Raw genomic sequence first — 21,201 nt, 5'->3', positions numbered from 1 at the left:
GGTCCCATCTCGTTCGAGATGTTTCCCTTTGCGCAATGATCAAGATCAAAGTGATCTTAATCGCAAAATCCAAGTTGAATTATCTGCCGAACACACGTTTCCGACGCGCATCACCGAACACGGCATTGATTTCGGAAAAGCTCATGGGCCGGCCGTCCAAGGATGAAGCATGTTTCCTGAGCGAGTGGCGTATCAGGCGAAAGCATGCAGCCTGACTCAGGTCGAATGACCCATCGCAGCGTTCTCGTCGGCCTCCACGAGGTGGCTTTGGCCCTTGCTGCTGGCGACGGCTGCCGAAAAATCACCCGGTTTTGACTGAAGATCCAGGATCTGCGCGCTGGGCTTTTTCTGACCGAATCTCAAAGCATCGAGTCTCTGATTACAGTAACAGGCGAAGGCGGAGGAGATCAAAGCCAGGGATTCCCCGATGGCGAGCCTGTTGTTGGAATTGCTGAGAATGGTGATGGCGAAGAAGAGAATGCAGATGCCATATGCATAAAACGCTTCCTGAGCGATCAGCTGCTTCTGGCTGGCGCGCCAGACGGACAGGAAGAATCCATAGAGCATTATCGAAAAGATCGCGGCGCCGAATAACCCATGGCGTACCAGAATCTCGAAATAGCCGTTATGGAGCAGAGTGTATTTCACCTTCGCGTAACGCGTCTGGTGCCATCTCGACAGCCACTGGTTTCCCGCCCCGAAGATCGGCGAGGCAGAGAAGACCTCCCATGCGTTCGACCAGAGTTGCAGTCGCTCTCCCATGGAGGTCGGCGTGTCCGGCGAGTCTATTGCAGTCGACACCAAGGCATCTACATCGTTGCCTTCGGCTGTTCCTTCGAGGAGCGGTGCGGCGGCGACAATCGTCGGTCCTGCCGTCTCGTAAAGGTTCGTTCGCGCGGCGTAGACGCCTGCTCCGAGAACCAAGGCAGCGCTTCCGACCGCTATCGCCGCCGCTTTTCTCTTTGATTTGTTGAGGACGAAAAGCGCTAATATTGGCAGCACGGCCACCATGGCGAGCCAGACGCCCTTGGATTTTGATCCATAGATATTGAAGAGGCAGAGGATCATGACGAGCGGCGCGGCGAAGACCGCAAAGCGCGCAAATTGAGATCGGGTGCCCGACCGCAAATAGTAGCGCAGCCAAAAGAACGCTCCGATCGTCATGAGCCCGCAGGACACGGCACCATGAATGCGATTGTGCTGGATGAGAGGCGTAATCGCTTCCCCCGCGAGAACCGTTGCGTAGGGCGTCATGACCAGCAGGAAAACCAGCGCGACGGCGAAGAAGGCCGCCAGCATTTTCTCGATCTGGGAAAAGGTCAGCGAGAACCCAAAGCCCAACATCGGAAAGAAGACTGGAAATATATAGAGCCACTCGGAGGCGCCGAGCTGGTGATCGGGGGAGAAGAAATACATGGCTGCGAAACGCGCTGCGGCGTAGAAACCCCAACCGATACAGAGCCAAGCCAGCCACGTCGTCCGCGGACGCTCCGGCGTCATACAGTAAACATAAAACGTAATGAGGTATACAATGCCCAGGGCGTAGCGGTAGGCATCGCTTTCGACAAGGGTCGGCGTTGCCGCGATGAGCCACAGCAGGCACAGAATCCCGGTAACGGGACGAGCCAAGCGCATTTCCATCGGTCGGTTTTCCCCCATCGGCATCAGACGCCTAACACGTAAAACATTCGCCGGAGATAGTCTGTCGTTCGAAACAGGTGAGCTGGTATCCGCGACCATTTCGGAGATTTTGCGGCATGATAGTCGATTCTTCTACCAATTGTTGTCCCCCGTGACGCGACCAGCTTTACCAGATTAGGATGACTTGAATAGGTCTTGACACCCGTTGCCCATGCTCTTTCCAAAGCGACGTCATAGGGGAGGGTCATTGGACGCAAGGTTTCAAGCAGCATCTGCGCGCCAGCTCTGGTGACGAGATAGCAGGCGGCCGAACCCTGAGGGCCGTGAAAACATTGTCCAACCTCATCCTGCATCGAGGTTGCCGCGGTCTTCCTGAAACCGCGCATGCGGTGGCTTATGAGCTTGACAAGTCCGGCCCGCGGCACGGCATCGCGGATGGCGGATGCGCGGACCGCCAGTTGCTCGTTCAGTTCGACATCGTCTTCCAGAATGATCGCCGCGCCATGGCCTGAATCGAGAAACTGCTGCAAGGCAAGCAGGTGGCTTCGATAGCATCCATATTCCCCGGGCAGGGCCTTTCGGCCGTTGTATCGCTCAAATTGCTCGGAGTTGAAATCGGTCCAATGTTCCTGCGCAAGCGAATTACCGTCGATCGCGGGCACGCGCGAAAGCTCCAGCCCGAATTTTCGGGCCTGCTCGTCCAATCTTTGCCAGCGCTCGGGCGACCGATCCAGATTGATCGCATAGAGAGGTAAGGTCATGAACTACCGGTTGACGAGATACCGAACATGCATTTTTCCACCACAGTCACTATCGCTAAAGTTGATGCCGTGCAACCGTTCGCTCCCACCGGGGGCGTGGTAAATCGCGGCGCCTGTATCACAGTCTGCCTGGCGGATGAACCTGCTTCTGGCAGAAAAGCGGGGCCTGTGTCGTTTTAAGCACTAAACGATTGTTCGTTACACGAGAATTCGCGACGCCTTTTTCCACAGCATTTGCTGCCTGTGGCATTCTCGCGCGTCAGCCTGCCGACAAAATCGGGCATTGGAATCGGGTTGTATTTGACACATGTCAAACGGTTGACACGGAGCGGCGCCAGGATGCAAACTCATTCATCATCAAGGTCATCTGCTTCGCATAGATCCGCCCCCTGGATCGTGTCCCCATCACCTGGATGCCTGTCCACGACGAATTTCGATCGGGCAGGGCATAGGGCCTGCGAAGCGATCAGAAAGGAAGATCATGTCCAGCGCAGTCGCCCGCTCGCGGCGTCCCCTGATCATTGGCTCGATCATGCTGGCGACCTTCATGGTCGCGATCGAGGCGACAATCGTTGCGACTGCCATGCCCCGTATCGTCGGCCAGCTCGGCGGTTTCACTTACTATAGCTGGGTGTTTTCGGCCTTTCTGCTGGCTCAGTCGACCACGACCGTCATCTATGGGAAGCTGTCGGACGTGTTCGGCCGCAAGCCGGTACTCATCTGCGGCATCCTGCTGTTCCTGGCCGGTTCGCTGCTTTGCGGATTTGCGTGGTCGATGACCTCGCTCATCATTTTCCGACTGCTGCAAGGGCTCGGCGCGGGCGCTATCCAGCCCGTGACGATGACGATCGTCGGAGACCTCTACACGCTCGAAGAACGTGGCCGGGCGCAAGGCATGCTCGCCAGCGTCTGGGCGCTCTCTGCGGTGATCGGGCCACTGGCCGGCGGCATCATCGTCGACAGTTTTTCCTGGGCATGGATCTTCTGGATCAATCTGCCTTTTGGCGTGCTGACGATCATCGGCTTCCTCCTTTTCCTTCGGGAATCCGTCGAGCATCGCAATGCCAGGATTGATTATACCGGTGCCGTCCTCTTTTCGATCGCGATTATCTCGCTGCTGGTCATCCTGACGGAAACCGAGGCGTCGGGCTGGGTGCTCGCGGGGCTCGGCCTTCTGTTCTTCGTGGCCGGCGGGCTGTTCATTCTTCAGGAAAAGCGCGCTGCCGAGCCGATCATCTCGATCGAGCTCTGGGCACGGCGTCTCATCGCGACAAGCAATGCCGCGACGCTGCTTGCCGGCATGGCGCTGATCGGACTTACGACGATCCTGCCGATCTATGTACAGGGTGTGCTCGGCCGGTCGCCGATTGCGGCCGGCTTCACACTGACCATGCTCGTCGTCGGCTGGCCGCTGGCGGTGATGCTGTCGAGCCGCTTCTTCCGGGCTTTCGGCATTCGCCGCACGTTACGGGTGGGCAGCCTGATCTTCCCGATCGGTGCGCTCTTCCTGCTGTTCCTCGGGCCTGACAGCCATCCGGCAATTGCGGGAGCGGGCTCATTCCTGATGGGTTTCGGAATGGGGCTCATCAGCCTCACCAGCATTGCGCTGGTGCAGGACAGCGTCGAATGGTCGATGCGCGGCAGCGCCACCGCTTCGATCATTTTTGCGCGCAGCCTGGGCAATACGCTTGGAGCCACGGCGCTCGGTGCAATCCTCAACATTGGGATCACCCATTACGGCAGCGGCGAACTGGCAACCAGGCTGCATGACCTCCTCAATCAGCCGACGGGACTCGGCGAGCTTGCCGCCAGTCCGGATATTCGCATGGTCTTCTATCAGGCCCTTCACTGGAGCTTCTGGGGTGTGGTCATCGTCGCGGTTCTCACGGTCATCAGCACCTGGCTTATCCCCGTTCACAGCAAGACAGGCGATAGATCGACGCGCGATACGGCTGCGGAAGCGGTCTCGCATTGACTTCGAGATCGCTGCAGCCTGGCGCTCTACAGCGCCGTGCGTCTTTTCAGACGCGCAAAGTACGCTGTAACACTTTGAATTGCTGCAGGTTTTTTCCTTAAATAAGGAAACATGCAGTAGCCTATTGCAATCAGGTCCGGGAAAACTTTGCCGTACCGTCTCTGTCTATCCTTCCACCAGTTCATAGGTGTCCGGAGGAGATGCGGCAAGCTCGGCCCAGTCGAGTTCCTGCTCCAGCACGTGAAAGACGTCGTCATCGATCGCGCCCGTGCGGCGCATATCGGCAAGCTTTGCCCTTTTTGCCTTGATGATCCGGCGTCGGAGCTTGTCGATTTCGCCAGCCTCGCGCGGATGATCACCTTGGGCCGCCAGATCGCGATCCTCGCCATAGATCCGTCGCAATGTTTCGGCGGCCTCGCCCTCGCTTTTTTCAAGTTCTCGCATCGCCGTATCGATGAGTTCCACGCGTGCTTCGGAAAGTTCGTGCTCCATGGAAACGTCCGGCTCGAATTTCAGCCAGGCGATCAACGACCCGAGTGTCAGGCCCTGGAGGATAAGCGTACCGAGAACGACGGCCAGTGCGCAGAGCAGGATCACGTCGCGTCCGGGAAAATTCCCGGGCAATGCAAGGGCGGTTGCAAGCGTCACGAGCCCGCGCATGCCCGACCATGCGGCAACAAGGCTCATGGCCATCGTCGGTGGTTCCTCAGCAACAAGACCGCGATGGACGGCGTAGGCGATCATCCTGTTGTAGAATAGAACCCAAGCCAGTCGGACCAGGATCACGGCCAACAGGACGGCAGCGGCCAATCCGATGGCGCTCCATAGCTTATCGGGGTCGAGATCGATCAGGATTTGTCTTGCCTGCAGACCCATCAACAGGAAAGCCATGACATTGAGGAGGAAGACGGCGGCCTCCCAGACGGAATAGGAATGAACGCGGTGGCGGGCCGATATGCGCTCAGGTATGTAACGGGCGATCACCATGGCATAGGCGACGATCGCAAGGATCGCGGAAAGATGCAGTTTCTCGGCAATGACCCATGTCCCGAATGTGGCGACGAACTCCAGCAGCGTTCCGCCAAGGGTTCCGGCGAGCTTGATACCCAGGAGCATATAGAGCCTGCCCATCAGGTAGCCGAGCAGGAGCCCGCCTGGGACGGCGAAGGCGAGCTCGGACAGCACACCGGCGAAGAAGGCGGGACTGCTCGCAGCGGCCACGGCGGCGCTGAAGATCAGCAGAGCGACGGCATCGTTTAACAGGCTTTCACCCTTCAGGACCGCGAAGGTCCGGCGCGGCAGGTCGAAACTGCCAAGCACAGCGGTCGCCGCAGCGGCATCAGGTGGTGCGACAATCGCACCGAGTGCAATAGCAGGGGCGAGAGGCAGGCCCGCAGCCGCAACGCCGACCCAGGCGACGGCGGCGGTCGTCAGCACCACTGCGATGGCTGCAAGAGACAGCAGCGGCAGCCAGTTTTCCCTGAGCGTTCGCGGCGGCAGGTCGTAGGCCGCGTCGAACAGGACAGGCGCAATGAAGAGGGTCAGCGCAAGTTCGGGGTCGATGGATATTTCCGGCGCCCAGGGAAGGGAGGCGACCAGCAGACCGGCGATCGCGAGCATGGTTGGATAGGGAATGGGGAACCTGCGGGAGAACTGGAGGAAGATGATCGCCACCAGCATCAGGATCAGCATGCTTTCAAAAAAAGCCATCAGACACTCCGATCGAGCCGGCAGCTCGGATAGGTGCCGGTCCAATCAGAAATATCGCGCGCGAGCCTTCTGACGAGCTGTTTGCTGATGGATCTATTGCGAAGACGAGGGGAGAGTTTCGCCGATCGCTTCGTACCAGGCCTGCCGATAGGAACCCAGACCGGCGATCTCTTCAGGACGATAATGCTTTTCGGGGCCTGTCGCTGGCTTGATGCCGGTGAGGAGTGCTGCACCCTGGCTCGTTCCGGTCGATCCCGGGACAGCGATGACATCGCGCCCGACAAGTGCCGCAAGCAGGGAGAGATAGGTGTCGTTCAGCGCAAACGGTCCTTCGACGATGACCGGTCCCCAGGCGCCGACGAGGCCGAGGCAGACTTCCGTCATCAGCGCCAGATAGAGGCACATAGCCGCATAGCGCTCTTCCGCGGTTGCGGCTTCCGCTTCGATCCAGCGCGTCTCCTTTCCGGGAAAGGGACCGGAGCCGGGCACGATATTGGGCAGGAGCATTACGCCCCTTTCGATAACCGGATTAATTGCGTTTCCGACCTTGTCCTGCGCGACCGCGCCGATCTCAGCCGACAGTATCTCGAATTCGCGTCCGCCCATGAAGCGGGAAGAGGGCACGGCACGGCCATAGGCATCGACGTTGGCGAGCGCATCGCGCTTCGGATCAAGACGGGTGAGATCGCCGCCGACGCCGAAATTGATGACCCAGGTGCCAGTTGAGACGACCGCGAAGGGGGCGTCTCGACTGACCAGGTGCGGCAGCAATGAGGCGTTGGAGTCGTGGATTCCGCAATAGACCGGTACAGGGGCGAAGAGGCCGATCCTGGCGGCGATTTCGGGCAGGACCGTGCCAAGTGCGTCGAAGGCCGAACGTATCGGCGCCATGTGGTCGCCAATCCCGAGCGTATCGACGAGCGACGAATAGGTTCCCGCCTGCGGATTCCAGAGGTCGGTATGGCAGCCGAGCGAGGTGCGCTCGTTCGCCGCTACTCCCGTCAGCCGCGCCGCCCAGTATTGCGGATAGGTGAGGATCGTCGCGACCTTTTCGAATTCAGCCGGGAAGGCAGTCTGCTGGTAATGAAGCTGTGCGCCGACATTGAGACCCATCGACAGCTTCGGCGAGAAGGTTTCCGAGAAAGGGGGGCGCAACGCCGCATAGGCGTCGCGGATCTCGTCGGGATATTCATGCTCATAATCGATGACCGGCATGGCGAGCGCGCCATCGGCGTCGAGGAGGACGGCAGATGCACCATGCGTGGTGATTGAGATGGCGTCGAAGCCCGGTTCATGCGCGAAGTGTCTCAGCCCATCGAGCGTGAAGGCCCACAGCGCTTCGATATCGTAATGCGGGTAGGGGCCGGACCTGACCACGGTGTTCGGCTTTTTTACAGCGGCAATTTCGGCCCCGGTCGCGCTGTCCAGTACCACGACCTTGGCATTGGTCTTGCCGATGTCGAGGACGGCAATGCGTTGATAGGGGAACTGTCCTTTCATGGCATGTGGAAGACTGTAACGAGATCGTTCTGGATCGGCGAATTGTCCGGATTGGTCGCCATGATGTCGGCCATGTGTGCCCACCATTTCTTCATCACCGGATGTTCCGGAAGGCTTGCCATTGTGTGATCGACCGGGCGGGTCAGTACGCCGAAGAGCGTGTTGGTTTCACGGTCGAGATGAATGGAGTAATCGCTCGCCCCGGACTGATGCAGCAGATCGACCAGTTCCGGCCAGATTTCGTCATGCCGCTTCTTGTACTCCGCCTCCATGCCGGGATTAAGCTTCATCTTGAAGGCATGTTTTTCGAGTTTTCCAGTCATTTGGCGCTCATGGCTTTGATACGGCGGGCGATGATCGGGATTGCGATCGTGATGATGAGAAGCAGGCCGATGAAGATCGACATGACGATGCCGGGCACGTTCAGCAGCCCGAGCCCGAACGTGACGAGGCCCATGACGAAGGCGGCGATGACGACGCCGCCGATCGTGCCGGAACCGCCGAGGATCGATACGCCGCCGAGCACGACCATGGTGACGACCTCGAGTTCCCAGCCCTGGGCGATCGAGGGACGTGTGGAGCCGAGACGCGAGGTGAGGCAGACGGCGGCGATGCCGCTCATGACACCGGTCAGAAGAAAGAGGATGAATTTCACGCGTTCCACCGGAATTCCGGAGAAGCGTGCGGCAAACTCGTTATTGCCGATCGTATAGACTTGGCGGCCGAAATTCGTGGCGTGAAGCAGAATCGCAAAGACGACCGCAAGGACGATGAAAAGCACGAATTCGAAGGAGAAGACCCACACGACATAACCCTGCCCGAAATAGGCGAAGCTATCAGGATATTTGCCGTAAGCCTGATCGCCGAGCACGATGTAGGAAATGCCGCGGAAGAGGCTCATCGTACCGATGGTGACGACGATCGACGGAAGCTTCAGCGCCGAAACGAGGAAGCCGTTGAACAGGCCACAGACGAAGCCCACGCCGATCCCGATCGCGACGAGTCCCGGCGTGCCGATGCCGATCTGTGCGGCTGCCCCCATGGCGGTCGAGGCAAGCGCAATGATGGCTGCGACGGAAAGATCGATCTCGCCGGCAATAACGAGGAGCGCCATCGCGAAGGCAATCATCGCCTTTTCGGTGAAGTTGAAGGTCGCGTCCGAGAGATTCCAGGCGTTGAGAAAGTAGGGCGAGGCGACGGAATTGAAGATGAAGATGAGGACGGCGACGCCGAAAAGCAGGACTTCCCAGCTCGACATGATGCGCCTGAAGGGCGTGCCAAGGCGATCGGGAATGACGCGCTTGTGCGCGGCTTCGGAAACGGTGCTCATGCGGTCACCTCGGTTCTGGTTTCGGCGGCCGCCTTGTCGCGCAGAATGATGCGGCCGCGACTGCGTTCGCGCCTTGCGTTGAAGACGACGGCGAGGATGATGACAGTGCCCGAGATTGCCATCTGCGTGAAAGGCGAAATGCCGATGACGGGCAGGGCGTTCTTGATGACGCCGAGGAAGAGGGCGCCGAGCACGGCGCCGGCAACCGAGCCGACGCCGCCGGCGATCGAAATGCCGCCGATGACGCAGGCCGCCACACTGTCGAGTTCGAAACCGCTGGCAATGTCGACATAGGCGACGGCATAGCGCGAAACCCAGAGATAGCTGCTGAGGCCTGCCAGCGCGCCTGAGAGCACGAAGGCGAGAAATTTCGTCCAGCCGACATCGATGCCGGTATAGACAGCGGCGGTCGGGTTGCCTCCCGCCGCATAGGCGGAGCGGCCGAACTGCGTGTATTTGAGCAGCATGTAGATGAGGAGCACGATGACGATTGCGGTCCAGCCAAGAACCGGCAGACCGAGGATCGGGGTGCGCGGCACGTTGAGGAAGGTGGGCGTCATCTGATGCGCGTTCACCCACTCGCCGCCGGAGAGAACGAAGGCCATGCCGCGGTAGATCGTAAGGGTGCCAAGTGTGACGACGATCGGCGGTATCTCCAGCGCCCATACGAGGAAGCCGTTGATCGTGCCGAGAAAGGCGCCGATGGCAATGGCCGAAAGGATCAGGACCACCAGCGGCAGGTCGGGATAGGCGGCATTCATCATGGCGACCGCCATGCCGGTGAAGGCGAGGTTGGCGGCAACGGAGAGATCGATCGACTTTGTCAGGATCACGGTCATCTGCGCCAGCGCCAGGATGATCAGGATCGCGGTGTCGTTGAAGATATTGGCGAGATTGGCGGGCGTCGCAAAGCCGGCCGCGCGCGTCGAGAAGGCTGCGATCATCACGACGATGATCAGAAGCAGCAGCGTTTCGCGTTTTTTCAGCAGTCGTAGCATGCCTTCACCTCAAGCATTGCCGGTCGCAGCGCGCACCAGCGTTTCCGGCGTCAGCCCCTCGCGCTCGAAGAGGCCGGCGGAAAGACCTTCCTTCATCACCAGCACCCGGTCCGACATGCCGATGATTTCCGGCAGTTCGGACGAGATCATGATGATCGAGAGCCCTTCGGCGGCAAGTTCGCTGATGAAGCCATGGACGGCAGCCTTGGAACCGATGTCGATGCCCTTGGTGGGCTCGTCGAGAATGATCACTTTCGGCTGGGTCGCGAGCCATTTGCCGATAACGACCTTCTGCTGGTTGCCGCCCGAAAGCGTGCCGACCGGGACGGAGAGGGCGGCGGCGCGCAGATCGAGCCGCTCGGCATATTTGCGGGCAAGCGCGAATTCGTTCGCAGCTTTCAGGAAGCCCTTGCGCGAGGTGCGGCCGAGCGAAGGCAGCGTCATGTTCTGATAGATCGGCATCGGCAGCGCCAGACCGTGGCGGCCGCGCTCTTCCGGCACATAGACGATGCCGGCGCGGATTGCGTCGAGCGGCGAGTGGATCGTCAGTTCCTTGCCATCGAGGACCAGCCTGCCGGAGAGCGGCCGGGTAATGCCGAAGAGGGACTGGCAGAGCTCCGAGCGTCCGGCGCCAATCAGGCCGTAGACGCCGAGGATCTCGCCGCGACGAAGCTTGAAGGAGATGTCGCGGAATTCGGTGCGATGGCAGTAATTTTCGACCTCGAGCACCGGGGCGCCGATCGTGACGTTCAGTTTCGGAAAGACGTTTTCGACGTCGCGGCCGACCATCATCCGGACGATTTCATCCTGTGGCGTTTCCTTGAGACGGCCATGACCGACGTCGCGGCCGTCGCGGAAGACGACGAAATTGTCGGCGATCTCATAGAGCTCATCGAACTTGTGACTGATGAAGAGGATCGCCTTGCCCTGGCCCTTCAGGCCTTCGACGATGCGGAAGAGATCGTCGATCTCCTTGCGCGAGAGGGCTGCGGTCGGCTCATCCATGATGACGATGCGGGCCTCGATCGACAGGGCGCGGGCGATCGCCACGAGGTGACGCTGGGCAATCGAGAGATCCTTCAGCCGGATCGTCGGATCGATATTGCTTTCCAGCGAAGTCAGCAGTTCTCCCGACCGGCGGTTCATTTCCTTCCAGTCGATGGTGCGGAATTTCGTGCGCGGCGCATGGCCGAGAAAGATGTTTTCGGCAACCGTCAGCTCGTCAAAGAGCACGGTCTCCTGGTGGATCGCAGTCACGCCGGCGTCGATCGCAGCCTGCGCGTTGGCAAAATGGGTCGGCCTGCCGTCGACAAGGATCTCGCCTTCATTCGGCCGATAGATGCCGGTGAGGATCTTGACGAGAGTGGATTTGCCGGCGCCGTTTTCGCCGATCAACGCGGTCACCTTGCCGGGATAAAGCGCGATGCTGACATTATCGAGCGCCTTGACGCCCGGGAAGATCTGCGAAATGCCGCGCATTTCCAGGATGGCTGGTACGTCTGCGGTCTTCATGTCCGTGACGGATTGTTGAAAGGCGGTGTTCATCAGCGCTCTTACCTGATGTCGAAGGGAATCCCGGCGGACGAGCCGCCGGGTCTTGGATGGTTGGCTTCGGATCAGAAGACCTTGGAGAACTGGTCGATATTCGAGGCGTTGTAGACGAAGGGATCGGCCATGGCGGCTTCGCCGTTGTCGCCAACCTTGATCTTGCCCATGCGGCCTGCTTCGATCTCGCTGCCCGGCTTGCCGTCCGTGTCACCCTTGACGAGGTGATAGGCGATCTGGGTTGCCGAATAGCCGAGGTCGATCGGGTTCCAGATGGCGAATTCCTTCGTGGCGCCCGACTTGATCGCGCCTGCCATTTCGGAGGGAAGGCCGAGACCGGTCACATAGACCTTGCCGATCTTGCCGGCATCCTTGACGGCCTGCGAAGCGGCGAGAACGCCGACGGTCGTCGGAGCGACGATGACCTTGACTTCCGGATGCGAGGTCAGGAGGCCCTGGGCTTCGCGATAGCTCTTGTCGGAGAGGTCGTCGCCATAGACGGTTGTGACGAGGTTAAGGCCAGGGAAATCCTTGAGCTGCTTCTTCATTTCGCCGATCCAGATATTCTGGTTCGTCGAGGTGGTCGTTGCCGACAGGATGGCGAAATCGCCCTTGCCGCCCTCGAGGTGGTTCTTAGCGAGCGTCAGGCACATCTTGCCGATCAGCTCGTTCGACGACGGATTGAGCTGCAGGATTCGGCCTTCCGGCGCGACACCGGAATCCCAGGAGATGACCTTGATGCCGCGCTGCGTGGCCTTCTTCAGGGCGGGGACGACCGCATCGGGGTCGTTCGCGGAGATCGCGATGGCATCGACGCCCTGGGCGATCAGCGAGTTGATGACTTCGATCTGGCCTTCGGCGGTCGTCGAAGTCGGGCCTGTATAGATCACCTCGACACCGCCGAGTTCCTTGGCAGCTTCCTGTGCACCCTTGTTGGCGGCTTCGAAGAAACCGTTGCCGAGCGATTTGACGACGAGGCCGATCTTCATATCGGCAGCGCCGGCAGCACTTGCCATCATGGCGACGGCCAGAGCGACGCCGACTGCGAGTTTCCTTGCGAGTTTCATGCTTTCATCCTCCCACGTTGATAAGCTTCAAAAGCTCTCCAGCGCCTCATGCGACTGAAGAGGATTCCTGTTTTTCGGAAAGCGGAACGGCGCTTGCTATCATGAGCTTCACGCCCGCATCCTCGATCATCCGGACCGAATCCTCCGATATACCGTCGTCGGTGATGATCGTAGAGACGCGATCGAGCGAGCAGAGAATGAGGCTCGACCGTCTGTGGAACTTGCTGGAATCGGCCATGACCACGAGCTCGTCGGCTTGATGCATCAGCTTCTGCTCGCTCTGGATGATCAGGGCGTCCGCCTCCATCACGCCGAGCGGGCCGATCCCTTGCGCGCCGATGAACATGCGCCGTGCATAGAAATTGCGGATCGCATCATTGTCGAAAGGCGAAAGGATCAGGCTCTGCTCGCGATAGATCGCGCCGCCCGGAACCGTCACCGTATTCTTCGAGTGCTTGACCAGATGCTCGGCGATCGCGAAGGAATTGGTCATCACCTGCAGGCGATGGGCGGCCATGAAATGGACCATCTGGAAGGTGGTCGTGCCGCCATTGATGATGATCGCGTCGCCCGGGTCGCAAAGCTCGACCGCCTGACGCGCGATTGCGCGCTTTTTATCGATATTGACGGATTCGGAGACGCGGAACGGGCGGCCGGCGAGATTGCCGAGCTGCGGCGGATGCACCGCCTCTGCGCCGCCGCGCACGCGTCGGATCTTGCCCTGAACATGAAGGGCGGCGATGTCGCGCCGGATCGTCGCCTCGGAAGCGCCGGTCAGTTCCGAAATGTCCTGAACCGTGACCACGGACTTTTCCTGGACGGCGCTCAGAATGATACGATGGCGTTCCCGTTCGTGCATAGGCTCCTCCTGTCCCTGTTTATTTCGTAACTGTGACAAAGTGTCAATCAAAAACGCTCAAATATTTTCATATTGCGATGCACAATAATTGAATTTGATCGTTTTCGATTGACAAGCTTGGTTTTGATGAGCGATACCGATCTTCGAAAAGGCCGGGAATTCTGCTCGCGCCTTCAAAAGATTTCGTATGGGAGGATGACATGGCGCCGAACGTCCGGCTTCTTGAGAACCGTTGGGATGATACTTACGCAGCAGGTCTCGACGAGCCCGGCAAGCTGCTCTACCGCTCCAATCTTCTGGGTGCAGACAAGCGCATCACCAATTATGGCGGCGGCAATACCTCGGCCAAGGTCATGGAAACCGATCCGCTGACGGGCGAGAAGGTCAAGGTCCTTTGGGTCAAGGGATCGGGCGGCGACGTCGGAACCATCAAGCTCGACGGGTTCGCCACGCTCTATCAGGATAAGCTTGAGTCCCTGAAGGGCATCTACAAGGGTGTTGAGGACGAAGACCGTATGGTCGGCTTCCTGCCGCATTGCACCTTCAACCTCAACAGCCGAGCCGCCTCGATCGATACGCCGCTGCACGGTTTCGTGCCCTTTACCCATGTCGATCACATGCACCCGGACGCGATCATCGCCATCGCCGCTTCCAAGAATTCCAGGGAATTGACGAAGCAGATCTTCGGCGACGAGATCGGCTGGCTGCCCTGGCGCCGTCCGGGCTTCCAGCTCGGCCTCGATCTCGAATCCTTCGTGAAGGATCATCCGAACGCCAAGGGCGTCGTCCTCGAAAGCCATGGACTCTTCACCTGGGCGAACGAAGCCAAGGCCTGCTACGAGCTGACGCTCGACATCATCAACAAGGCGATCAAGTGGTTCGCCGCCGAGACCGAGGGCAAGACGATTTTCGGCGGTGCGGTGGCAAGCAGCCTGCCGGCTGCGGAACGCCGGGCGATCGCAGCCCGTCTGATGCCGGAAATCCGCGGCCGTATCGGTAAGGCGGAGCGCAAGCTCGGCCATTTCGACGATCAGGACGCCGTGCTCGAATTCGTCAATTCGAAGAGCCTGCGCCCGCTCGGTGCGCTCGGCACGAGCTGCCCGGATCACTTCCTGCGCACCAAGATCCGTCCTCTGATCGTCGATTTCGATCCGGCAAAGCCCGATGTGGACGCAATCGTCGCCGGCCTCGACAAGGCGCTCGAGGACTACCGCGCCGATTACGCGCGCTACTACAACGACTGCAAGCACGACAATTCGCCGGCCATGCGCGATCCGAATCCGGTGATCTTCCTGGTTCCGGGCGTCGGCATGCTCTCCTTTGCCCGTGACAAGGCGACTGCCCGCATCGCCGGCGAGTTCTATGTCAACGCCATCAACGTCATGCGCGGCGCCTCGACCGTTTCCGAATATCAGGGGCTGCCGGAGCAGGAGGCCTTCGATATCGAGTACTGGCTGCTCGAAGAGGCGAAGCTGCAGCGCATGCCGAAGCCGAAGAGCCTTGCCGGTCGCGTCGCTTTCGTCACCGGTGGCGCCGGTGGTATTGGCCGCGCGACCGCCGCGCGTCTGGTCGGCGAGGGGGCCTGCGTGGTGCTTGCCGATATCGACGCGGCGGCGCTCGAGACGACGGAAGCCGATTTCGTCAAGAAATTCGGCGCCGATGCCGTGCGCAGCGTCAAGCTCGATGTCACCAAGGAAGATGCGGTCATCTCCTCCTTCGCGGAAGCCTGCGTCGAGTTCGGCGGGATCGATATCCTCGTTTCCAATGCCGGCATCGCCTCGTCAGCGCCAATCGAAAGCACCGAACTTTCGATGTGGAACCGCAATATCGACATTCTTACCACCGGCTATTTCCTCGTCTCGCGCGAGGCATTCCGGCTGTTTCGCCGCCAGAACTTGGGCGGCAATGTCGTCTTCGTCGCTTCCAAGAACGGCCTTGCCTCATCGCCGAACGCTGCCGCGTATTGCACGGCCAAGGCCGCCGAAATCCATCTTGCCCGCTGCCTCGCGCTCGAGGGTGCGGAAGCCGGCATCCGCGTCAATACGGTCAATCCGGATGCGGTCCTGCGCGGCTCGAAGATCTGGAGCGGCGAATGGCGGGAGCAGCGTGCTGCTTCCTCGAAGATCGAAGTCGACGAGCTGGAGGAACATTACCGCAAGCGTTCGATGCTGAAGCTCAACGTCTTCCCGGAAGATATCGCGGAAGCGATCTATTTCCTTGCATCCGACCTTTCCGCCAAGTCGACCGGCAACATCATCAATGTCGACGCCGGCAACGCGCAGAGTTTTCCGCGCTGATACTTTGAATTGCTGCATGGCCTTATCCTTAAATCGGTTCCGATTTGAGGAACCATGCAGGAGAAGCGGCGGGGTGGAGCCCGCCGCCCGCCATTCCATATATTCGGGAGGAATCCATGGCCGAATTCAGAATTGCGCCTGACATCGTCGCGCAGGAAAATGACAAGCGCGCCGCTGCGCTGAAATCCGATTATGAAGCGCTGGGCGCCGCGCTCGCCCGCCGTGGCGTCGATATCGAAGCGGTGACGAAGAAGGTGTCCGAATTCCACGTCGCCGTCCCCTCCTGGGGGGTCGGTACAGGCGGTACGCGTTTCGCCCGCTTTCCCGGCTCTGGCGAGCCGCGCGGCATCTTCGACAAGCTCGATGACTGCGCCGTCATCCATCAGCTCACACAGGCGACGCCGACGGTCTCGCTGCATATTCCCTGGGACAAGGCGGATCCGAAGGAGCTGAAGGCGAAAGGCGATGCGCTCGGACTCGGCTTCGACGCCATGAACTCCAACACGTTCTCGGATTCACCCGGCCAGGCGCATTCCTACAAATACGGATCGTTGAGTCACGTCGATGCCGCGACGCGCCGGCAGGCCGTCGAACATAACCTCGAGTGCATCGAGATCGGCAAGGCGATCGGCTCCAAGGCACTCACGGTCTGGATCGGCGACGGCTCGAACTTCCCCGGCCAGAGCCATTTCACACGCGCCTTCGAGCGCTATCTCGCGTCGATGGGCGAGATCTACAAGGCGCTGCCCGACGATTGGCGGCTCTTCTCCGAGCACAAGATGTACGAGCCGGCCTTCTATTCGACCGTCGTGCAGGACTGGGGGACGAACTACCTGATCGCGCAGACACTCGGTCCCAAGGCCTTCTGCCTCGTCGATCTCGGCCACCACGCGCCGAACACCAATATCGAGATGATCGTCGCGCGCCTCATCCAATTCGGCAAGCTCGGCGGCTTCCACTTCAACGACTCGAAATATGGCGATGACGATCTCGATGCGGGTGCAATCGAGCCATACCGGCTGTTCCTCGTCTTCAACGAGCTGGTCGATGCCGACGATCGTGGCGTGAAGGGCTTTCATCCGGCTCATATGATCGACCAATCGCATAATGTGACGGATCCGATTGAAAGCCTGATTTCCAGCGCCAACGAGATCCGCCGCGCCTACGCGCAGGCACTGCTGGTCGATCGCAAGGCACTGTCCGGCTATCAGGATTCCAACGATGCGCTGATGGCGTCCGAGACTCTGAAGCGCGCCTATCGCGCCGATGTCGAGCCGATCCTGGCGGAGGCCCGCCGCCGCAGCGGTGGCGCAATCGATGCCATCGCCACTTATCGGGCGAGCGGCTATCGCAAGAAGGTGGCTGCCGAGCGACCGGCATCGGCGGCCGGCGGTGGCGGTATCGTTTGAGCAATTTCGTCGATTGTCTGAGTTAGCATTGCGCACCCCGTCGGGTGCGCAATGTGCTCAGAATGCTGAAGGCTGGCTTTAGCTAAGTGAACAGCCAATAGGCGGGTACGGTGGCCAGGATAGCGGCAAGAAGCATTGCCAACCGCAGCATCCGCAGACGGCGAGTGCGCTGGCCGGTCCAGTCGTAGGTCATATTCGTCTCTCGATTGCCCTCGGGGAGTTAGGTCGGTGGCCCCGATTGTCAATCTTATCGCACGCGATCTTTGCGTGAGGCTTGCCTAATTTTAGATATTTGAAAATTCGAAATAAAATGGTGCCGCGATGGCTTTGATGCTGCCAGAATGGCTGGCAATTTTAGCCTCTCCTCCGCTGTCGCAATTGCCTGGTGAACTACGGCCAGGTTCCTATTTGGATTTGGCTTTCGAGACCTTGTCCGGTTTTCCCTTTCTCTTGGTCGAGGCCATTTCCTCCAGTTCCTTTTCGCTCATCGACTCGACCATGCCTTTGGAGGCGCCCTTCAATTCGCTCTTCTTGGTTTCTCCGCGCTTGGCCGACAGGGCTGCGCCGGCTGCCATCTGCTGGGATTTCGATTTTGCGGGCATGACGTTTGTTCCTCTTTCGATTCCGGCGGTTTTTAAATCCGCCGGTAATCAACACGCCACCTAAGGGATTGTTCCATAACGAAGGTTGATCCAATCGTTCATGGTTTGCCGTTGCACGGGACGGGTGACGATCTCTAACGCAACAGGCTCTGTCCGCCGTCGACCCAGATCGGGCTGCCGGTGATATGACGGGCGCGATCGGAAGCGAGAAAGGTGACGGTTTCGGCAACGTCCGCGCTTTGGCCCGCGCGCCCTCCTGTGATGGGAATTTCCCCTTCCGGCCAGATGACGGGGACTTCCGCTTCGGACTGACGCCGTTTTCGGGTGTTGCTGCCGATGCTCGTCTCGATGGCGCCGGGGCATACGGCATTCACCCTGATGCCATGTTTGCCGAGTTCCAGGGCTAGCTGCTTGACCATCGCCATCTGCGCCGCCTTTGTCGCCGCATAGGCTGTGGCGCCCGGCGTCGTGAAGGTACGTGTTCCGTTGATTGACGAGATGACGATAATGGAGCCGCCGGCGGATTTCAGATGCGGTACGCTCAGATGCAGTGTCAGATAGGTCCCGCGCAGATTGACGGCGATCGTCTTGTCCCACTCTTCCGGACGAAGATCGTCGATCGGCGCCCACACGCCGTTGATGCCGGCATTGGCGACCACAATGTCAAGCCCGCCGAAATGGGCGACCATGCGCTCGACGGCTTGGTGCATCTGATCTTCGTCCGAGACGTCCGCCGTCAGCGCAATAGCCTCGCCGCCGGCTTCCACGATCTCGTCGCGGACCTTTTCCACCTCGCTTGCGGTGCGGCTGAGAACGGCGACATGAGCGCCTTCGGCGGCGAACTTCAATGCGCAAGCCTTGCCGATTCCCGAACCGGCGCCGGTCACCAAGGCGACTTTTCCGGTAAGTTCCATCTGTCCCTCCTTCTCGCCGTCCGATTCATCGGCGACACCAGGATATCCATTGCAATGCGTGGGATTATCGTTGGTTCCGGTCCGGTAGGTGGTTCGTGAACGAGAGAGACAACTCAAGCCGGCACGACGGATTGCAGCGCGGCAAAAAGAGCCGCGCCGAGTCCGATGACAAGAAGCGGATTGACACGCGTCAGCATGAGGACAGCGGTGGAGGCAAGTGCTATCGCCTTGACGGCCCAGCCACCTTCCATGGCCTGAAGGAGAACATAGACGGTCGCGAGGATCATGCCGGCCGCGACGGGCTTCAGGCCAGTTTCAAGCGCCGACTGCCAGCGTGCGCCCTCGTAGCGGGTCCATATATGCGCAACGCCGTAGATCAGGAAAGTCGTCGGCAGGAAGATGGCAACCGTGGCAACAACGGCGCCCCAGAAGCCGGCAACATTCCAGCCGATCAAGGTGACCAGAAGCGTACCCGGTCCGGGCGCCATTCGGGAGATGGCGAAGGCGTCCAGGAACTGTGCCTGCGTCATCCAGTGCTGGACATCGACGGTTTGGCGATTGATGTCGGCAATTGCTGTCTGGCCTCCGCCGATCGTCACGATGGAAAGCGGCAGGAAGACGAGCAACAAATTCCAAAGCTGATTGGGCATGGGGAACTCCGGCGGCTAGAGCAATTCCAGGAAAAGTGCGAAGCGGTTTTCCGTTCGAAATTGCATAAGAACAAAAGCTTAGAGCGGTGCTGCGATTCAAAGAAAAGCTGAACCGCTCTAAGACTTGAAATAGGCCAATGCGACGCTGATGGAGCCCGCGCCGAGAACCGTCCAGAACAGCGGCCACTGGAGGACGCCGATCGCGACGAAAGTGGCAACCATGATGAGAATGGGAGCGACCTTTCGCGGGATGCGCCGGGCTGCCGTGATGCCCATCGAAAGCGACAATCCGATTGCGGCTGCTGCCGCACCTGTGAGTGCGAGGTGGGTCAGATGGAAATGCGAGAGCGACGCAAAGACCGTGGCGAGGAGAATGAGCAGGATGGCGGGTGGAACGATCATGCCGATCAATCCCACAATCGCGCCTTTCGGACCGATCAGACGATAGCCGATCCAGATCGACATGTTTGTGACATTGACGCCGGGGAGCGCCTGGGAGAGGGAGAGGCCAGTCAGGAATTCCTCTTCGCTCATCCATCTGCGGTCCCGGACGAATTCCCGCATGTACCAGCCGCTGATACCTCCTCCGAAACTCGTCAATCCGATGCGGCAGAAGATAAGAAAAAGGCGAAGGGGAGTGGGGCGCGGCTGCGCTGACGGATCCAACATGTGCTGAGTTTCCCGAAGCGATGATTTGCCCAAAATGCAACCTTTGGGCCGGGTCGCCAATATGCGATATTTATATCTGGCGGATAAAGCTTGATGCAATAATTATATCCGCTACCAAAAATCGCAGGGGCTCACCGCGATTTCCGATGAAGGATCCACCGTCACTCCAGTCTTCGGCGAAACAGCCAGGCGGCAGCGGTCAGGGTGACCATTGCGATCAGGCAAAGCGGTATGGTCTGATACACCACTTCGCTGAGCGGAATGTCTTTGAGGAAAACACCCTTCACGATGATCAGGAAGTAACGCAGCGGATTGACGATCGTCACCGGCTGCAGCCATTCGGGCATGTTCTCGATCGGTGTGGCGAAGCCGGACAACAGCATGGCCGGCACCATGAAGAGGAAGGCGCCGAGGATCGCCTGCTGCTGCGTCATCGACAGCGCGGAAATAAAGAGTCCAAGCCCGGCCACGGATGCGAGATAGAAGAAGGAACTGCCGTAGAGAAAAAGCAGCGATCCGCGCAACGGCACGCCGAAGACGAAGATGGCCGCCAATATATAGACGGTTATGTGGAAGAGACCGATCATCATCGGCGGCAGCAGCTTGCCGATCAGGATTTCGTGGACACGCAGCGGCGAGACCATGAGCTGGTCGAAGGTGCCGAGCTCGCGCTCCCGCGCAATCGAAAGTGCCGTGACGATCAGTCCGATCAGAAGCGCTATGCTGGCGATCAGATTGGGTACCATGAACCATTGAAAGGTCAGGTTCGAGTTGAACCAATTGCGCGGTATGGTGGCGACAGAGCCGGAAGCTGCGCGGGCGCCTCCCGGCGTTTCGGCCGCAAGTGTTGCGATGATTTGAGTCAGATAGCCGGCAACGATCTGCGAGGCATTTGAACGGCGCCCGTCGAGGATGGTCTGGACGTCGGCCGATGTTCCGGCCTCGATGTCGCGTGAGAAATCTGGGCCGATCTCGACGGCGGCGATGACTTTCTGGCGGTCGATCGCATCGCGAACTTCTGCCGGGTTCGTCGTGAAAGCAACCTTGCGGAAGGTAGGGGCGGCGTCGATGCGTTCGACGAGTTCCTGTCCCCAATGGCCGCTGTCGCGGTTCAGGACCATGATGTCGACATTGCGGACCTCCAGGGTCGCGGCATAGGAGAAGACAAGGAGCTGCACGATCGGCGGCCCAACCAGGATGGCGCGGCTTTTCGGATCGCGCAGCACGGCGAGCAGCTCCTTGACGATCAGCGCCTTCAGTCGCGTCCACCACAT

At 59.7% G+C, this 21,201-nt stretch carries 18 protein-coding genes; 3 read left to right on the top strand and 15 right to left on the bottom strand.

Annotation, left to right across the window (positions count from 1 at the left end; genetic code table 11):
- Window positions 1-216: 216 nt before the first annotated feature.
- Window positions 217-1,641, bottom strand: a complete 1,425-nt coding sequence (locus AAE029_RS26975) for an O-antigen ligase family protein (protein WP_371075979.1) — start codon at window positions 1,639-1,641, stop codon at window positions 217-219.
- A 23-nt stretch (window positions 1,642-1,664) separates the two neighbouring features.
- Complete coding sequence (locus AAE029_RS26970) at window positions 1,665-2,402, bottom strand: glycosyltransferase family 25 protein (protein WP_371075978.1); 738 nt, start codon at window positions 2,400-2,402, stop codon at window positions 1,665-1,667.
- A 481-nt stretch (window positions 2,403-2,883) separates the two neighbouring features.
- Between AAE029_RS26970 and AAE029_RS26965 the strand changes: the two genes are divergently transcribed.
- Complete coding sequence (locus AAE029_RS26965) at window positions 2,884-4,377, top strand: MDR family MFS transporter (RefSeq protein ID WP_371075977.1); 1,494 nt, start codon at window positions 2,884-2,886, stop codon at window positions 4,375-4,377.
- A gap of 165 nt (window positions 4,378-4,542) precedes the next feature.
- Here the strand turns inward: AAE029_RS26965 and AAE029_RS26960 are convergent, their stop codons facing one another.
- The 8 genes from AAE029_RS26960 to AAE029_RS26925 form a co-directional block, all read right to left on the bottom strand.
- Window positions 4,543-6,087 (bottom strand): cation:proton antiporter, encoded by a 1,545-nt coding sequence (locus AAE029_RS26960; protein ID WP_371075976.1) that lies wholly within the window; start codon window positions 6,085-6,087, stop codon window positions 4,543-4,545.
- A gap of 93 nt (window positions 6,088-6,180) precedes the next feature.
- Entirely contained in the window at window positions 6,181-7,587 is a 1,407-nt protein-coding gene (locus AAE029_RS26955) for an FGGY-family carbohydrate kinase (protein ID WP_371075975.1), read from the bottom strand.
- Window positions 7,584-7,910, bottom strand: coding sequence for an L-rhamnose mutarotase (gene rhaM / locus AAE029_RS26950; RefSeq protein WP_371075974.1), 327 nt, complete (start codon window positions 7,908-7,910; stop codon window positions 7,584-7,586). The genes AAE029_RS26955 and rhaM overlap by 4 nt, the downstream gene beginning before the upstream one ends.
- Window positions 7,907-8,917 (bottom strand): ABC transporter permease, encoded by a 1,011-nt coding sequence (locus tag AAE029_RS26945; RefSeq protein ID WP_371075973.1) that lies wholly within the window; start codon window positions 8,915-8,917, stop codon window positions 7,907-7,909. The genes rhaM and AAE029_RS26945 overlap by 4 nt, the downstream gene beginning before the upstream one ends.
- A complete protein-coding gene (locus AAE029_RS26940) occupies window positions 8,914-9,915 on the bottom strand; it encodes an ABC transporter permease (RefSeq protein ID WP_371075972.1) in 1,002 nt (333 codons plus the stop codon). Before AAE029_RS26940 ends, AAE029_RS26945 begins: the two co-directional genes overlap by 4 nt.
- A gap of 9 nt (window positions 9,916-9,924) precedes the next feature.
- Entirely contained in the window at window positions 9,925-11,460 is a 1,536-nt protein-coding gene (locus AAE029_RS26935) for a sugar ABC transporter ATP-binding protein (protein ID WP_371075971.1), read from the bottom strand.
- A 71-nt stretch (window positions 11,461-11,531) separates the two neighbouring features.
- On the bottom strand, window positions 11,532-12,527 hold the full coding sequence (rhaS, locus tag AAE029_RS26930; RefSeq protein ID WP_371075970.1) for a rhamnose ABC transporter substrate-binding protein: 996 nt from the start codon (window positions 12,525-12,527) through the stop codon (window positions 11,532-11,534).
- Between the two features lie 46 nt (window positions 12,528-12,573).
- Complete coding sequence (locus AAE029_RS26925) at window positions 12,574-13,386, bottom strand: DeoR/GlpR family DNA-binding transcription regulator (protein ID WP_371075969.1); 813 nt, start codon at window positions 13,384-13,386, stop codon at window positions 12,574-12,576.
- Between the two features lie 200 nt (window positions 13,387-13,586).
- On the opposite strand from AAE029_RS26925, the gene AAE029_RS26920 reads away from it, so the two are divergent.
- Together AAE029_RS26920 and rhaI are read left to right on the top strand one after the other, a co-directional pair.
- Window positions 13,587-15,683, top strand: coding sequence for a bifunctional rhamnulose-1-phosphate aldolase/short-chain dehydrogenase (locus tag AAE029_RS26920; RefSeq protein ID WP_371075968.1), 2,097 nt, complete (start codon window positions 13,587-13,589; stop codon window positions 15,681-15,683).
- Between the two features lie 116 nt (window positions 15,684-15,799).
- Entirely contained in the window at window positions 15,800-17,092 is a 1,293-nt protein-coding gene (rhaI, locus tag AAE029_RS26915) for an L-rhamnose catabolism isomerase (protein ID WP_371075967.1), read from the top strand.
- Between the two features lie 404 nt (window positions 17,093-17,496).
- Here the strand turns inward: rhaI and AAE029_RS26910 are convergent, their stop codons facing one another.
- From AAE029_RS26910 to AAE029_RS26890, 5 genes are all read right to left on the bottom strand, one after another.
- Window positions 17,497-17,694: a DUF3008 family protein gene (locus tag AAE029_RS26910; protein ID WP_371075966.1), complete on the bottom strand. Its 198-nt coding sequence runs from the start codon at window positions 17,692-17,694 to the stop codon at window positions 17,497-17,499.
- Between the two features lie 134 nt (window positions 17,695-17,828).
- Window positions 17,829-18,608: an SDR family oxidoreductase gene (locus AAE029_RS26905; RefSeq protein WP_371075965.1), complete on the bottom strand. Its 780-nt coding sequence runs from the start codon at window positions 18,606-18,608 to the stop codon at window positions 17,829-17,831.
- Window positions 18,609-18,721: 113 nt separating this feature from the next.
- Window positions 18,722-19,258: a chromate transporter gene (locus AAE029_RS26900; protein ID WP_371075964.1), complete on the bottom strand. Its 537-nt coding sequence runs from the start codon at window positions 19,256-19,258 to the stop codon at window positions 18,722-18,724.
- A gap of 117 nt (window positions 19,259-19,375) precedes the next feature.
- Window positions 19,376-19,927: a chromate transporter gene (locus tag AAE029_RS26895; protein WP_371075963.1), complete on the bottom strand. Its 552-nt coding sequence runs from the start codon at window positions 19,925-19,927 to the stop codon at window positions 19,376-19,378.
- A gap of 161 nt (window positions 19,928-20,088) precedes the next feature.
- Window positions 20,089-21,201 (bottom strand): ABC transporter permease, encoded by a 1,113-nt coding sequence (locus tag AAE029_RS26890; protein WP_371075962.1) that lies wholly within the window; start codon window positions 21,199-21,201, stop codon window positions 20,089-20,091.

This window comes from Sinorhizobium sp. CB7, assembly GCF_041357635.1.
Lineage (GTDB): Bacteria > Pseudomonadota > Alphaproteobacteria > Rhizobiales > Rhizobiaceae > Rhizobium.
This window is presented reverse-complemented; position numbering and strand designations above follow the sequence as displayed.